Source organism: Streptomyces sp. Go-475 (assembly GCF_003330845.1).
Taxonomy (GTDB): Bacteria; Actinomycetota; Actinomycetes; order Streptomycetales; family Streptomycetaceae; genus Streptomyces.
Genome location: NZ_CP026121.1, coordinates 4215566 through 4230919, shown reverse-complemented (window position 1 = coordinate 4230919; position 15354 = coordinate 4215566). Strand labels below are relative to the sequence as shown.

Genomic DNA, 15354 nt, shown 5'->3' with positions numbered 1-15354 from the left:
AGGACACCAGAGATCCGAACGACCGACAGGACCCGGCACTCGAACGGGCGGAGAGGTAAGGACGAGGGCGATGCGAGAGATCTTCGCGGGACTGCCGTGGTGGGTGAAGTGGGTCGCGGTGCCGGTCATCGCCATCGTCGTGTTCGGCGGGCTGATAGCCAGCGTGGTGGGCTTCGTCATCGGACTGCTCTTCAAGGTGCTGGTCTTCGTGGCGCTGGTCGGCGGACTGATCTACGTCGTACGGAAGTTCACTTCCAGCTCCTCGTCGCGCAGCGACTGGTGAGACCGGTGGGAAACCGGTGGGGGTAGCGGGAAACGCCCGGAATCAACGGTTCCCTCGGCCGGGGGAAGTTTCCCCGCGGGGCGGTCTGCGCGCGGTGGCAGACGAATAGAGTCCGGAACTCGACGCGGGGACATCCCCCGCGAGCGGCGTACACCCCCACCCGTGTTCATCGGCACGGGCTGCCCCCTCGCGTTTCGGGAGTGCCCCTTGGCTCCGGCTGACACCGCACGTGTCCACCTCCACACCGTCCCCGCCCAACCCCGCTCGGCGGCACCCCCCGAGCCACCGTCTCCCGTCACGCCACCGCCTCCGGCGACCCTCATCGGATCCGTCCAGCGCGCGATGCGCCTGCTGGAGACCGTCGCCGAGCACGAATACGGCGCCCCGGCCAAGCAACTGGCCCGCGAGACCGGCCTGGCGCTGCCCACGACCTACCACCTGCTGCGCACGCTCGTGCACGAGGGCTATCTGCGCCGCGACAAGGGGCTGTTCTTCCTCGGTGACGCGGCCGAGCGGCTGAGCAGCAGCGGGGCACGGCAGAAACGTCGCAGCACGGTCGTCGACGCACTCGCGCACTGGCGGGACCTGCTCGGCGTCCCGGTGTACTACGCGGCCTATCGCGAGGGCGAGATCGAGGTCATGTGCGTCTCCGACACCCCGGGCAACCCGGCGGTGGAGGAGTGGGCCGACTTCCGGGAGACCGGGCACGCGCACGCCATCGGGCAGTGCCTGCTGTCCCAGCTGGACGAGGAGGCCCGCCGCGACCACCTCGACCGCTACCCGGTGCAGCCCCTCACTCCGTACACGGTGCGGGACAACCACAGCCTGCTCCGGCGCCTGGAGCGGGTGCGGCGGATGGAGCCGGTGACCGAACGTCAGGAGTACGCCCTGGGTGCGGTCTGCGCGGCGATTCCGCTCACCCTCGGCAACACGGCCGCGACGATGGCCATCTCCCTGCCTGCTCACCAGGAGGACCGGCTGCTGCCCGCGGCCCGTCAGTTGCAGAGCGAGATCGGGCGCCGGCTCGGGTCGCTCGCGCTCTCTATCAGTATGTGAAAACTCACTCCTTGTGATCTGCTGTGTACGTTCAGCAAGATTCCACCAAGTGTCAGAGGTTCGTTCCCGGCCAGTCCACGGCGAATGACGGGGTTAGCGATGCGCGAGTCCGTACAGGCAGAGGTCATGATGAGCTTTCTCGTGTCCGAGGAGCTCTCCTTCCGCATTCCGGTGGAACTGCGCTATGAGACCAGTGATCCCTATGCCGTCCGGCTGACCTTCCACCTGCCCGGTGATGCCCCGGTGACGTGGGCTTTCGGGCGGGAGTTGCTGATCGACGGGGTCGGCCGCCCGTGCGGGGAGGGTGATGTGCGGGTCACGCCCGTCGAACCCGACGCGCTGGGCGAGGTGTTGATCCGGCTTCAGGTGGGCAGCGACCAGGCGTTGTTCAGGTCCTCGACGGCACCGCTCGTCGCGTTCCTGGACCGCACCGACAAGCTGGTGCCCCTCGGCCAGGAGGGCTCGCTCGCCGACTTCGACGCCCACCTCGACGAGGCCCTGGACCGCATCCTGGCGGAACAGGGCGCCGGGTGAGACATCAACCGGCGGCACGGTGGAGTAACGCTTCACCGGACGCCGCCCGCTGTGCAGGAACGCTTCTCCCTGGGGCGGGGCGAGGACCTGCCGGTGTGTCAGCGCTTGCGGCGCCGGCCTCCCTTGCCCCCGCGCGCCGGGACCGCTGAGGCCTCCGCGGCAGGTGTCCCTCCCGTGCGGTCGGCCGAGACGACGAGCGCGGCCAGGGCCGTGGTGACCGGCACCGAGGCGACCAGGCCGATGGAACCGACCAGAGTCCGCACGATCTCCTCCGCGACCAACTCGCTGTTGGCGACCGTCCCCACACCGCTCTGCGCGATGGAGAACAGCAGCAGCAGCGGCAGCGCGGCACCCGCGTAGGCGAGGACCAGCGTGTTGACGACCGAGGCGATGTGGTCCCGGCCGATCCGGATGCCCGCCCGGTAGAGCCCGCGCCAGCCCATCGACGGGTTGGCCTCGTGCAGCTCCCAGACCGCCGACGTCTGCGTGACCGTCACGTCGTCGAGCACACCGAGCGAACCGATGATGACGCCGGCGAGCAGCAGACCGCTCATGTCGATCGTCGGGTAGAGGCCGTGGATCAGACCGGTGTTGTCGTCGGTGTTGCCGGTCAGCGCGGCCCAGTCGATGAACGCCGAGCCGAGGACACCGATCAGCAGCAGCGAGATGAGGGTTCCGATCACGGCCACGGATGTTCGCGCGGACAGGCCATGGCACAGATACAGCGCGATGAGCATGATGGCGCTCGCGCCCACCACCGCCACGACCAGGGGATTCGAGCCCTGCAGGATCGCCGGCAGGATGAAGAAGTTCAGCACCAGGAAGCTGATCGCCAGTGCGACCAGGGCCATGACGCCCCGCAGCCGCCCGACGACCACGACGGCGAGGGCGAAGATGCCGGCCAGCAGGCCCATGGGCAGCCGGCGGTTGATGTCGGTGACCGAGTACTGCAGATCCCTCGGAGCGGAGGGCTCGTAGGCGACCACGACCTTCTGGCCCTCGTGCAGCTGGCGGGACTGGTCCGGCTGGACGATCTCGGTGAAGGTGCGGCCCTTGTCGTCGCCGCTGTCGACCCGGATCGTCGCCCGCTTGCAGGTGCCGTTCTCCTGCTGCACCGCGGAGGAGCCCTCGGCGGTGGAGGTGTCGCCGGTCGGGGGGACGCCCGAGGCGCCGGCCTCCTTGCAGCTCACCTCGACGACCTTGGTGACCGTGGCCTGCTGGGTCTGCCGGTCGAAGCCGACGCCGGTGCGCTCGTGCGGCGGGGCGCCGCCGGGCCACAGCACGACGAGCCCGACCAGCACGGCCGCGGCGAACGGGATCAGGACCGCCGCGATGACCTTGCGCAGATGCAGGGAGACGGGCGTGGCCGGGCCGTGGCTGTGGCTGTGCGAATGCCCGTGCCCGCCGCCTGGCCCCGACCCGGAACCGTGCCCGTGACCGTGCCCGCCACCGCCGCCGGGCCCGCCTCCGGAACCGGGACCCTGCCCACCGGAGGGGGCGGGGCCGTGCCCACCGGAGGGGCCGGGACCCTGCCCGCCAAAGGGGCCACCCTGTCCACCGCCGGAGCCGGGACCTCGGCCATCGCCGTAGCCAGACCCGTACCCACCGCTGCGGGCGAGGCCCTGCCCGCCGGCAGAACCGACACCATGCCCTCCGGGGGAACCCTGACCACGCTCACCCGCAGAACCGGGACCGTGCTCACCACCGGGCCTGGATGCCCCGGCCCCGAAGTTCGCACCGGGTCCATACCCCTGCCCCTGCCCTTGGCCATGGTCCTGCCCCCGGGCAGGGTTATGCCCCGCTCCGGCGGAGAAATCATGGCCGTCTCCCGGGCCGTTGCCGTTTCCGGCGCCGGATCCGCGGGGCGGCTCGGGCGGTGGGTAAGGGGGACGCTGCGTCGTGGTCACCGACCGATCATCGCAAGAACGAGGGGGGCCCTCTGTTCACCGCGCCAAGATTGCCGCTAGCGTGGAGGCACCTTTTGTACACGCGGGAGCTCGGAGCACCGGGCTGAGAGGGCGCTGACCTCCGTCCCGGCGATGTTTCACATGAAACATCGCCGGAGTCGAGTGATGTTTCACACGAAACATCGCCGGACGGATACCGCTGCGTCGACCGCCGAACCTGTTACCGGGTAATGCCGGCGTAGGGAGTAGGTCTCATGACCAACAAGGACGCGCGCACGCCTGCCTCCGTTCAGGACGGACAGTCCGAGGAGGCCGGGAAGTCCATCGGCTGGCACAAGGCGTACGTCGAGGGCACCCGCCCCGACCTGCGGGTGCCGGTCCGGCAGGTGCATCTCACCAACGGGCAGTCGGTCACGCTGTACGACACATCCGGCCCCTATACCGATCCGCACGTCGAGACCGACGTCCGCAGGGGCCTGCCGCCGCTGCGCGAGAACTGGATCATCGCCCGCGGCGACACCGAGGAGTACGTGGGCCGCCCCGTCCGCCCCGAGGACGACGGCATCAAGCACACCTCACCCCGTGGCGGCCTGCGCAACCTCGACGCCGTCTTCCCCGGCCGGCCACGTCAGCCACGCCGCAGCAGGGACGGCAAGGCGGTCACCCAGCTCGCGTACGCCCGCCGGGGCGAGATCACGCCCGAGATGGAGTACGTGGCCATCCGGGAGAACGTTGCGCCCGAGGTCGTGCGCGACGAGATCGCGGCGGGCCGGGCCGTGCTGCCGGCCAACGTCAACCACCCCGAGATCGAGCCGATGATCATCGGCAAGCGGTTCCTGGTGAAGGTCAACGCCAACATCGGCAACTCGGCCGTGACGTCCTCCATCGAGGAGGAGGTCGAGAAGATGACCTGGGCGACCCGCTGGGGCGCCGACACGGTCATGGACCTGTCCACGGGCCGCAACATCCACACCACGCGCGAGTGGGTGCTGCGCAACTCCCCCGTCCCGATCGGCACCGTGCCGCTCTACCAGGCCCTGGAGAAGGTCGACGGCCGCGCCGAGGAACTGACCTGGGAGATCTACAAGGACACGGTCATCGAACAGGCCGAGCAGGGCGTGGACTACATGACGGTCCACGCGGGCGTGCGCCTGGCGTACGTACCGCTGACGGCGAACCGCAAGACCGGCATCGTCTCCCGCGGTGGCTCGATCATGGCCGCCTGGTGCCTCGCGCACCACAAGGAGTCGTTCCTCTACGAGAACTTCGAGGAACTCTGCGAGATCCTCGCCGCCTACGACGTCACGTACTCCCTCGGAGACGGTCTGCGGCCCGGTTCGATCGCGGACGCCAACGACGAGGCGCAGTTCGCGGAGTTGAGGACGCTCGGGGAACTCAACCGGATCGCCAAGCGTTTCAACGTACAGACCATGATCGAAGGCCCGGGCCACGTCCCGATGCACAAGATCAAGGAGAACATCGACCTTCAGCAGGAGATCTGCGATGAAGCTCCGTTCTATACGCTCGGCCCGCTGACCACGGACGTCGCCCCGGCGTACGACCACATCACCTCCGGCATCGGTGCCGCGATGATCGCCTGGTGGGGCACGGCCATGCTGTGCTACGTCACGCCCAAGGAGCACCTGGGCCTGCCGAACCGCGACGACGTCAAGACCGGCGTCATCACCTACAAGATCGCCGCCCACGCGGCCGACCTCGCCAAGGGGCATCCGGGCGCGCAGGAGTGGGACGACGCGCTGTCCGACGCCCGCTTCGAGTTCCGGTGGGAGGACCAGTTCAACCTGGCCCTCGACCCGGACACGGCACGGGAGTTCCACGACGAGACCCTGCCGGCGGAACCCGCCAAGACGGCCCACTTCTGCTCGATGTGCGGCCCGAAGTTCTGCAGCATGAAGATCTCGCAGGACATCCGCCGGGAACACGGCGGCAGCCGGAGTGAGATCGAGGAGGGCATGGCACAGAAGTCGAAGGAGTTCGCGGCGAGCGGGAACCGGGTGTACCTGCCGATCGCGGACTGATCCGGACTGCCGGCCGCGTAACGGAAACAGCACGGCGCACCCTGCCCGGCCCAAGATCCCTAAGGTCTCTGCCATGGATGGGATCGATGTGGTCAACGGCGTCGTGGGCGCTGTCCTCGGCATGTTGTGCGCCGTGCTGTTCCAGCAGCCGCTGCAGGACGCGTGGTACCGCCTGCGCAGACGCTCGACGAGCGCGATCCGCAGCATGGGCCGGCGGGACGAGTCGGCGCCCGCCTGGCGGGCGTTCTCCCTCGGCCCGCTCCAGACGTCCGCCCTCATCGTCGAGGGCGACGGAGAGTTGCCCATATCGCCTGAAACCGTCCATGTGCAGGTGCTCGACGAGGAGGTGACGCTGCCCGCGGACATGGCCGGCTGGCGGGACGAGATCGCCGAGGAGAGCGAGCGCCTGCAAGCCGAGGGACGCACTCCCCTGTGGAACGGCCCCCGGTACGCGGTCGAATCCCTCGACATCTCCCGTACGGCCCTGGAGGAGCGCCCCGAAGTCCACCTGCGGCTGCGCCCGACCGACTACTACACCTTCCTCGCCGCACAGCAACTGGACCGCCGGCTCCCGGACGGCACGACGCCCCGATCGCGCTACCTGGACCCGGACGAGCCGCTCAAGGCTCCGGCGTTCCTGCAGTGCAGCCTGGGGGTCAACATCGCGGTCGTCACCGCGGACGACATGCTCGTGGTGACCCAGCGCAGCGACCGGGTCCGGACGGCACCGGGCGTCTGGAACTCCTCCGTCAATGAAGGCTTGTCACGCCACATCGACTCATCGGGGAGGAACGCACCGGACCTGCACGCCGTGGCCCGCCGCGGCATGCGGGAGGAACTGTCCCTGGAGGCCCAGGAGTACACGCTCGAACTGCTGGCCTTCGTGCTGGACGTGGAGAGGAGGGGCTGGAGTGCGCACTTCTACGCCAGGTTGCGGGAGCTCAAGAGCACGGATCTGCAGGCGCGGATGAGCAGGGGCGTCGCCGACCGCTGGGAGCACCAGACCATCGACTTCGTCCCCTTCCGGCCGGCGACGGTGGTCAGGTACCTGCTGCGCGACGACCGCGTCCACCGGTGGGCACCGACGGCACCGGCGCTGTACCACCTCGCGCTGGTGCACGCCTTCAGCCGTCGCACGGTCGAACGGGTCGAGGCACAGATCCTCCGCCGCCTGTGAAGCCACCCACCGCGTGGATCCCGTGCCGCCGCAGTGTGGGGCCGGCGTCACAGGGTGAGTCCGGTGCCGCAGGGTGGGCCGGTGCCGGAGGTTGGATGCGGTGCCGCCGGGCCGGGTGTCCGGCTTGCGCTCCCTGTGCTGCTCCCCGCGGGGGAGCGCAAGCCGACGGGCGCCGCGAAAGGGCGCCGACGGCTACTCCGGCTGGTGTTCCGGTCCTCCGAAGTCCGGGCTGGTGTAGTCCGGGCTGGTGAAGCTCGGCCGCGAGCCGCGGCTGCCGTCGTCCGGGCTGGTGAAACCCGGGCGGTCGTAGCCGAGGTGCGGCATGCGGCTGACCGGTGTGGACGGGGACGGGTGGTGCAGCGCGGCGGCCGCATCCGGGCCGGTGAGGGCCTCCCGCAGGAAGGGCAGGATGCCCCGCTCCAGCAGGGCCTCACGCCAGTCCTCCCTGGCCCGGTCCACCTCCTGTTGCAGTTCGCCGTACGGACCGCTCTCGGCCGTCGGCTTGTTGCGCAGGGCGGTGAGCAGGAGTCCCACCGCGGCGACGAGGATCGCGACCGCGGTGACGGCGCCGAACACCCAGCCCGTGGTGAGCAGGGTCTGGGCGAACGCCTGCCCGGGGTCGAGCATCCGCAGGATGTAGCCGACGAGCAGGAAGATCGCCGCCGCGGTGCCGGCCAGGACAGGAGCGAGGACGGCGACGACGGCGACGGCGCCCGCCCCGGCGGTCTCGGCGACCTCGCCCATCGTGGCGGCGAGCCCCGTCGCGCCCGTGCCCGGCTCGGAGGAGCCGGACTCGCGGACGGACGGCGAGGCGGAGGGCGCCGGGTGGCGCAGTTCCTCGCGGACCTTGACGTAGTGCTGGTATTCGGTCGACGCGGCCGCCGTGATGAGCGCGGTGGCGTTGAGTGCCATGGTGCGCAGTTGCTCGGGGTTGAGCCGCTGTCCGACAGCGGCCAGTTCCGGACGGTGTGGTGCGGAGCGCAGCGCCTCATCGAGGATCCGCTCGTATTCCTGGCGGTCCTCGCTCAGCAGGTGCTGCGGAACGCTGTTCATGTGCATCCCCCGATGCTCCGTAGGGCTTGGGGCTCGGCATGCTGACGAGCCGTCGGGCAGAAACGGAGGGGAGCCTGCTACGGATAAGCCGATGGTAGAGCGGTGGAGGTGGGCGGTGACAGGGGGTTTACCGAAATTGGCCCCTCACCGGTCCGGTCCTGTGACAGGGAACGCCTGCCCGGTGAACGTTCACGTTCCCAGGGGCAGTTGCTGGACCAGCAGCTTTCCGGCCATGGTCACGCCGCCGTCCATCGCGATGGCGAGACCGTCGGCGTAGACGTGCGGTCCCTCGATCACGGGGGCGCCGCTGTCCTCGTCGTCCTCGGAGCCGACTTCGCCCACCAGATACGGAATCGGGCTGTGGCCGTGAACGATACGGGTGCCCCCGTACGTATCGAGCAGGGAGCGCACGGCGTCCGCGCCGCCCTCGTCGCGGAAGGAGAACCGCTTGGTGAACTTGCGGAACAGGTCCCAGACCTCGTCCGCGTCGTTGCGCGTGAGCGTCTCGCGGACGGTGTCGTTGACCTCTTCGATGGAGCGGCCGTAGTCGAGGTAGGCGGTGGTGTCGGAGTGCACGAGCAGGTGGCCGTCGACCTCCTCGACGGCGTCCAGGCGGGACATCCACTGCAGGTGGTGGTCCTGGAGGCGGTCCATGTCGGTCTTCTGGCCGCCGTTGAGCAGCCAGGCGGCCTGGAAGGTGGCGGTGCCGGCGCCGGAGTTGACGGGGGTGTCGCCGAACCGCTTGGCGCCGAGCAGCAGCAGCTCGTGGTTGCCCATGAGCGCCTTGCAGTAGCCGCCGGCCGCGGCGGCCTCGGCGGACAGCCGCATCACCAGGTCGATGACGCCGATGCCGTCCGGGCCGCGGTCGGTGAAGTCGCCGAGGAACCACAGCCGGGCGGTGCCCGCGCACCAGTTGCCCGCGGCGTCGAGCAGGCCCTTCTCCTGCAGGGCGGCCACCAGCTCGTCGAGGTAGCCGTGCACGTCGCCCACGACGTACAGCGGACCCTGCCCGGTGGTCTGCGGGGCGGCGGCGGTCTCGGGGTCGACGGTCACCTGGACAGTGTCGCCCCGGTTGACGACGGGAAGGTCGCGCTGGGTCGGCGTGTAGCCCTCGGGGTAGGTCTCCTCGGGCGGCGGGGCGATCTCGCCGGGGTGGACGCTGTGGACGTACGGACCGGCCTCGTGGACGTACGCGGGCACCCGGAAGTCACGCAACGTCGCCGTGCGCTCCACCTCGGGTCCCTGACCGGCCCCCTGAGTCATCGACCCCTCCACCATCGCGCCGCATCTGCACCGCATCGGACTGCCTGGTCGTAGCGGCCCGCCGGTGTCGTGGGCCCATCATAGGAATGCGGATCGCGCCATGTGATGACCCAGGGGTGGTGAATCAGAGCAAGAGTCCAGTTCACCGCGGCTTTCGCCCCGATTGAGCCGGGCTTTGACCACCGTGTGACCGTCCTCGCGTTCCTTCTCTTCGCGAGAACGATCCCTTCTCTCCGGGGGACCGGCCCCGTTTCTCCTCAGGAGCGCGATCTTCCCCTTACCGGGCGGCGGGCACCCGGGCCGGAACTATGCCCCTTCGGGGGACCGCGGTGGGCTGACCGTCGTGCGCGGCGGGCGTCGCTGCGAGGACGTGCGCACGATCAGCTCCGTCGGTATCACCTGCTCGACCGGATGGTCGGATTCCACACCCTCGATGGCGTCGATGAGGAGCTGCACCACCGCCGTGCCGATGCGGCGCGGCTTCAGCGAGAGCGTCGTGATCGGCGGCTCGGTGTTGGCGTACACCGTGGACTCGCTGCAGCAGACCAGCAGCAGGTCGTCCGGTACGCGCAGCCCGTAGCGGCGGGCGGCGGCGAGCAGGTCGGTGCCGTTCGGGTCGAACAGGCCGTAGACCGCGTCGGGGCGGTCGGGCCGGGCGAGGAGGCGGTCGGCGGCGACGGCGCCCGCGCACGGATCGTGCGCCGGGTAGGCCTCGTACACCGGGTCCTGGCCGACCCGCTCGCACCAGCGCAGGTACGCGGTGGTCGACAGGTGGGTGTACGTGTCCGTGGTCGTGCCGGTCAGCAGGCCGATGCGGCGGGCGCCTGCGTCGGCCAGGTGGTCGAGGATGCCGAGGACAGCGGCCTCGTGGTCGTTGTCGACCCAGGCCGTGACCGGCAGCGAGCCGGCCGGGCGGCCGTCGGAGACGACGGGGAGGCCCTGCCGGACGAGCTCGCTGACGACCGGGTCCTGGTCGGAGGGGTCGATGACGACCGTGCCGTCCAGGGCGACGTTCGACCACACGTCGTGGCGGGAGGTCGCGGGCAGGATGACGAGGGCGTAGCCGCGGGCGAGCGCGGCGGAGGTGGCGGCGCGCGCCATCTCGGCGAAGTACGCGAACTCGGTGAAGGTGAAAGGTTCATCCCCGTACGTCGTCACGGTCAGGCCGATGAGCCCCGACTTGCCGGTACGGAGGGTCCGGGCGGCGGCCGAGGGGCGGTAGCCCAGTCGGTCGGCGACCTCGCGGACGTGGCGCCGGGTGGCGTCCGGGAGCCTGCCCTTGCCGTTGAGGGCATCGGAGACGGTCGTGATGGACACTCCGGCGGCGGCGGCCACGTCTCTGATACCCGCCCGACCCGGCCGACTGCCTCGACGTGAGGTTTCCGCGCGGCTCACCTGGTGCTTCCCTGCTGCTGTCATGGCGAGCCGATAGTAGGGCTCATACGGCGGGGTAGGGCGGACGCATATGCGCGCGTTGACAGGCACGTTTCTGCATGATCATTAAGCCTCAATTGCCGTGGAAACCAAGGGGGTTGAGCGCTCCCATGGCAGTACGTGGTGTGGCGGCCCGTGCGGGCCTGCCAAGTGGCCGAGGTTGCGAAGAGGTCTCAACTCACCTGCACGGGGGATGCGCGCCACGGCGTGCACCACCGGCGCGTAGATATATGTGTGGCGCGCCCCCGGGTTCGTACGCCTTCGTACGGCGATGCCCGTGATGTTGCCGGGACGGTGGAGGCCGGTGGGTGCCGCTCTGTCGTGGCTATACGCAGCGGCGCCGAATCCTCATAAGGTGAGGAGTATTGGATGTCGGCGGCGGTCATGGGCCGCCGGTCTTCGCGAGGAGGACTGCGGTGAGCGAGACGAGCCCCAAGCTGCGCGCCGAGCTGGAGGGTATCCCCATCTACAAGCCGGGCAAGCCGGCCGCGGCCGGTGGGCCGGTGGCCTACAAGCTGTCCTCCAACGAGAACCCCTACCCGCCGCTGCCGGGTGTGATGGAGACCGTGACGGCGGCGGCGTGCAACTTCAACCGCTACCCGGACATGGCCTGCACGGCGCTGATGAACGAGCTGTCCGAGCGGTTCGGCGTTCCGCTGTCCCACCTGGCCACCGGCACCGGGTCGGTCGGTGTCGCCCAGCAGCTCATCCAGGCCACCGCCGGTCCCGGCGACGAGGTGATCTACGCCTGGCGGTCCTTCGAGGCGTACCCGATCATCACGCAGATCAGCGGGGCCACGTCGGTGCAGGTGCCGCTGACCTCCGGGGACGTGCACGACCTGGACGCGATGGCCGAGGCGATCACCGACCGGACCCGGCTGATCTTCGTCTGCAACCCCAACAACCCGACCGGAACGGTGGTGCGCCGGGCGGAACTGGAGCGCTTCCTCGACCGGGTGCCGGGTGATGTGCTGGTGGTGCTCGACGAGGCCTACCGCGAGTTCATCCGCGATCCCGAGGTGCCGGACGGCGTCGAGCTCTACCGTGACCGGCCCAACGTCTGTGTCCTGCGGACCTTCTCCAAGGCGTACGGGCTGGCCGGGCTGCGGGTCGGGTTCGCCATCGCTCACGAGCCCGTGGCGGCGGCGCTGCGCAAGACGGCGGTGCCGTTCGGGGTGAGCCAGCTCGCGCAGGAGGCGGCGATCGCCTCGTTGCGGGCCGAGGACGAGTTGTTCGGCCGGGTCGGCTCGCTGGTGTGCGAGCGCACGCGCGTGGTCGACGGGCTGCGGGCCCAGGGCTGGACGGTGCCCGAGACCCAGGCCAACTTCGTGTGGCTGCGGCTGGGGGAGCGCACGGTCGCGTTCGCCGAGGCGTGTGAGCAGGCGGGCGTGGTGATCCGGCCGTTCCCGGGTGAGGGTGTGCGGGTGACGGTCGGGGAGGCCGAGGGGAACGACATCTTCCTCAAGGTGGCGGAAGGGTTCCGCAAGGAGCTCTAGGCGCTGAGCAGCAACGCGGTGTGAGCCGGTCGGCGCTAGTCGTCGGCCGGCTCGACGCGTATCGGGTCGCCTTCGCGCACGGTCGCGAGCAGGCGGGGGTCGCCGTCCACGCGGCCCAGGACATTGCACGGGCTCGCGAGCCGGCATTCGTCGCCCTGCGAGATCGGTGTGGGGCCGTAGGGGAGAGCGAGGGCGTCGCCGTCCGGCCAGAAGGCGACCGTGCCGGGTTCCACGACCTCCCGGGCGCGTGTTTCACGTGAAACCGACACTCCTGTGTCGAAGTAGACCTCCTCGCCCCAGAGATGTGCGGTGGAGACGAGGGGCAGGGCCTTGGAGAGGGCCCGGGTGGTGGGGGTGTCGTCGAGGGTCGCGGTGAGGTGGCCCGCTGGCCAGGAGATCCGTATCCGCACGGGTGGCTGTGTCGTCTGCATGCCGATGATTCAACAATATGTTGAAGTCTGCGCCAAGGGGTTGACGTCACAGGGGGACCCCCTCCCGGGCTCGAAAGTGTGTGCTGCATAATGGCTTGTGAATGTGAACGCTTTCACAAGCGTATGTAAGGAGCGGCGACGTGGACCTGGCTTTGGCGCCGGAGACCCTGGCGCGATGGCAGTTCGGCATCACCACCGTCTATCACTTTCTGTTCGTCCCCCTGACGATCTCGCTGGCCGCCCTCACGGCCGGGCTGCAGACCGCCTGGGTGCGGACGGAGAAGGAGAAGTACCTCCGGGCGACGAAGTTCTGGGGCAAGCTCTTCCTGATCAACATCGCGATGGGCGTGGTCACCGGCATCGTGCAGGAGTTCCAGTTCGGCATGAACTGGTCCGACTACTCGCGCTTCGTCGGTGACGTGTTCGGTGCGCCGCTCGCCTTCGAGGCCCTGATCGCCTTCTTCTTCGAGTCCACCTTCATCGGCCTGTGGATCTTCGGCTGGGACAAGCTGCCCAAGAAGATCCACCTGGCCTGCATCTGGATGGTCTCGATCGGCACGCTGCTGTCGGCGTACTTCATCCTCGCCGCGAACTCGTGGATGCAGCACCCGGTCGGCTACCGGATCAACGGCGAGAAGGGCCGGGCCGAGCTCACCGACTTCTGGCTGGTGCTGACCCAGAACACCACCCTCAACCAGGTCTTCCACAGCTTCTCCGCTGCGTTCCTGACGGGCGGCGCCTTCATGGTGGGGATCGCCGCCTTCCACCTGCTGCGCAAGAAGCACATCCCGGTGATGCGGACCTCCCTCCGGCTCGGCCTGGTCACCGTCGCCGTCGGCGGCCTGCTCACCGCGGTCAGCGGCGACACCCTGGGCAAGGTCATGTACGAGCAGCAGCCGATGAAGATGGCCGCTGCCGAGGCGCTGTGGGACGGCGAGAAGCCGGCGCCCTTCTCGGTGTTCGCCTACGGGGACGTCGACAAGGGGCACAACAAGGTCGCCCTGGAGATACCCGGCCTGCTCTCCTTCCTGGCCCACAGCGACTTCGAGTCGTACGTGCCCGGCATCAACGACACGAACAAGGCGCTCCAGGAGAAGTTCGGCCCGGGTGACTACAAGCCCATCGTCCCCGTCGCCTACTGGGGCTTCCGCTGGATGATCGGCTTCGGCATGGCGTCGTTCTCGATCGGCCTGCTGGGGCTGTGGCTCACGCGGAAGAAGTTCCTGCTGCCGGCCGCCTGGCGGACCGGGGAGGACGAGGTGCCGCATCTGGTGCTGTTCCGGAACCCGCTCCGGCCGCGACTCACCCGCCTCTACTGGCTGGTGGCGGTGTGGACGATGGCCTTCCCGCTGATCGCCAACTCCTGGGGCTGGATCTTCACCGAGATGGGCCGCCAGCCGTGGGTCGTCTACGGCCTGTTCCAGACGCGGGACGCGGTCTCCCCCGGTGTTTCCCAGGCCGAGGTCCTCACCTCGATGATCGTCTTCACCACGCTGTACGCGATCCTCGCCGTCGTCGAGGTCAAGCTGCTGGTCAAGTACGTCAAGGCGGGACCGCCCGAACTCACCGAGGCCGACCTCAACCCGCCCACGAAGATCGGCGGCGACTCCCGTGACGCCGACAAGCCGATGGCCTTCTCGTACTAGGCCGAGGGAGCTGCACAGTCATGGAACTGCACGACGTCTGGTTCGTCCTGATCGCTGTCCTGTGGACCGGCTACTTCTTCCTGGAGGGCTTCGACTTCGGGGTCGGTGTGCTCACGAAGCTGCTGGCCCGGAACCGGCCCGAGAAGCGGGTGCTGATCAACACCATCGGGCCGGTCTGGGACGGCAACGAGGTGTGGCTGCTCTCGGCGGGCGGCGCGACCTTCGCCGCCTTCCCCGAGTGGTACGCCACGCTCTTCTCCGGCTTCTACCTGCCGCTGCTGGTCATCCTGGTCTGCCTCATCGTCCGGGGCGTGGCCTTCGAGTACCGGGCCAAGCGGCCCGAGGAGAACTGGCAGCGCAACTGGGAGACGGCGATCTTCTGGACCTCGCTGATCCCCGCGTTCCTGTGGGGTGTGGCCTTCGGCAACATCGTGCGGGGCGTGAAGATCGACCAGGACTTCAACTACGCAGGCGGCGTCCTGGACCTGCTCAACCCGTACGCCCTCCTGGGCGGCCTGGTCACCCTGGCGCTCTTCACCTTCCACGGGACGGTGTTCGTCGGGCTCAAGACCGTCGGGGAGATCCGGGAGCGGGCGCGGAAGCTGGCGCTGCGCGTCGGCCTGATCACCGCCCTGCTGGCCCTCGCCTTCCTGGGGTGGACGCAGTCCGACCGGGGTGACGGGGTGTCGCTCGTCGCGGCGGTCGCGGCCGTGGCGTCGCTCGTCATGGCGCTCGTCGCGGCACGGGCGGGACGTGAGGGCTGGGCGTTCGCCTTCTCGGGGCTCACCATCGTGGCCACGGTGGCGGTGCTCTTCCTGACGCTGTTCCCGAACGTCATGCCGTCGTCGCTGAACCCCGACTGGAGCCTGACCGTCACCAACGCCTCGTCCAGCCCGTACACGCTGAAGATCATGACGTGGTGTGCGGCGATCGCCACGCCGGTCGTGATGGTCTACCAGGGCTGGACGTACTGGGTGTTCCGCAAGCGGATCGGTACGCAGCACATCGCCGATCCCGTGCACTGAGGTGTGTTTC

At 69.3% G+C, this 15354-nt stretch carries 12 protein-coding genes, 1 pseudogene and 1 riboswitch; of the genes and pseudogenes, 8 read left to right on the top strand and 5 right to left on the bottom strand.

What is annotated here, in order from left to right; translation table 11 throughout:
• Positions 1-70: 70 nt before the first annotated feature.
• From C1703_RS19555 to C1703_RS19545, 3 genes are all read left to right on the top strand, one after another.
• Positions 71-283 carry a DUF5326 family protein gene (locus C1703_RS19555; protein WP_114254089.1) on the top strand — a complete coding sequence of 71 codons (213 nt, stop codon included), beginning with the start codon at positions 71-73 and terminating at the stop codon, positions 281-283.
• A 321-nt stretch (positions 284-604) separates the two neighbouring features.
• Positions 605-1339 carry an IclR family transcriptional regulator C-terminal domain-containing protein gene (locus C1703_RS19550; protein WP_343236424.1) on the top strand — a complete coding sequence of 245 codons (735 nt, stop codon included), beginning with the start codon at positions 605-607 and terminating at the stop codon, positions 1337-1339.
• A gap of 99 nt (positions 1340-1438) precedes the next feature.
• A complete protein-coding gene (locus C1703_RS19545; protein WP_031115219.1) occupies positions 1439-1873 on the top strand; it encodes an SsgA family sporulation/cell division regulator in 435 nt (144 codons plus the stop codon).
• Between the two features lie 98 nt (positions 1874-1971).
• On the opposite strand, the pseudogene C1703_RS19540 reads toward C1703_RS19545, so the two are convergent.
• Positions 1972-3330 (bottom strand): annotated as a pseudogene (locus C1703_RS19540) (YibE/F family protein); the annotation flags it as partial.
• Positions 3331-3852: 522 nt separating this feature from the next.
• Positions 3853-4042: riboswitch (TPP riboswitch) on the top strand.
• Between C1703_RS19540 and thiC the strand changes: the two are divergent.
• Positions 4035-5819: a phosphomethylpyrimidine synthase ThiC gene (gene thiC, locus C1703_RS19535; RefSeq protein ID WP_114254087.1), complete on the top strand. Its 1785-nt coding sequence runs from the start codon at positions 4035-4037 to the stop codon at positions 5817-5819. Its footprint overlaps the riboswitch before it by 8 nt.
• Before the next feature lie 73 nt (positions 5820-5892).
• Positions 5893-6996: a hypothetical protein gene (locus C1703_RS19530; RefSeq protein WP_114254086.1), complete on the top strand. Its 1104-nt coding sequence runs from the start codon at positions 5893-5895 to the stop codon at positions 6994-6996.
• A gap of 192 nt (positions 6997-7188) precedes the next feature.
• On the opposite strand, the gene C1703_RS19525 is transcribed toward C1703_RS19530, so the two are convergent.
• The 3 genes from C1703_RS19525 to C1703_RS19515 all read right to left on the bottom strand — a co-directional run bounded on the left by C1703_RS19525 (position 7189) and on the right by C1703_RS19515 (position 10731).
• Entirely contained in the window at positions 7189-8055 is an 867-nt protein-coding gene (locus C1703_RS19525) for a hypothetical protein (protein WP_114254085.1), read from the bottom strand.
• A gap of 183 nt (positions 8056-8238) precedes the next feature.
• The gene (locus tag C1703_RS19520; protein ID WP_114254084.1) at positions 8239-9327 is read right to left on the bottom strand and encodes a metallophosphoesterase family protein; all 1089 of its coding nucleotides are present in this window, start codon (positions 9325-9327) and stop codon (positions 8239-8241) included.
• A gap of 291 nt (positions 9328-9618) precedes the next feature.
• Positions 9619-10731, bottom strand: coding sequence for a LacI family DNA-binding transcriptional regulator (locus C1703_RS19515; RefSeq protein WP_078650726.1), 1113 nt, complete (start codon positions 10729-10731; stop codon positions 9619-9621).
• Between the two features lie 431 nt (positions 10732-11162).
• On the opposite strand from C1703_RS19515, the gene hisC reads away from it, so the two are divergent.
• Entirely contained in the window at positions 11163-12242 is a 1080-nt protein-coding gene (gene hisC, locus C1703_RS19510) for a histidinol-phosphate transaminase (RefSeq protein WP_114254083.1), read from the top strand.
• A gap of 35 nt (positions 12243-12277) precedes the next feature.
• Here hisC and C1703_RS19505 read toward each other — a convergent pair whose 3' ends face one another.
• On the bottom strand, positions 12278-12673 hold the full coding sequence (locus C1703_RS19505; protein ID WP_114254082.1) for a cyclophilin-like fold protein: 396 nt from the start codon (positions 12671-12673) through the stop codon (positions 12278-12280).
• Between the two features lie 140 nt (positions 12674-12813).
• Here C1703_RS19505 and C1703_RS19500 point away from each other — a divergent pair, with 140 nt between their 5' ends.
• Together C1703_RS19500 and cydB are read left to right on the top strand one after the other, a co-directional pair.
• Positions 12814-14319: a cytochrome ubiquinol oxidase subunit I gene (locus C1703_RS19500; protein ID WP_114254081.1), complete on the top strand. Its 1506-nt coding sequence runs from the start codon at positions 12814-12816 to the stop codon at positions 14317-14319.
• A gap of 20 nt (positions 14320-14339) precedes the next feature.
• On the top strand, positions 14340-15344 hold the full coding sequence (gene cydB / locus C1703_RS19495) for a cytochrome d ubiquinol oxidase subunit II (protein ID WP_114254080.1): 1005 nt from the start codon (positions 14340-14342) through the stop codon (positions 15342-15344).
• Positions 15345-15354 lie beyond the last annotated feature (10 nt).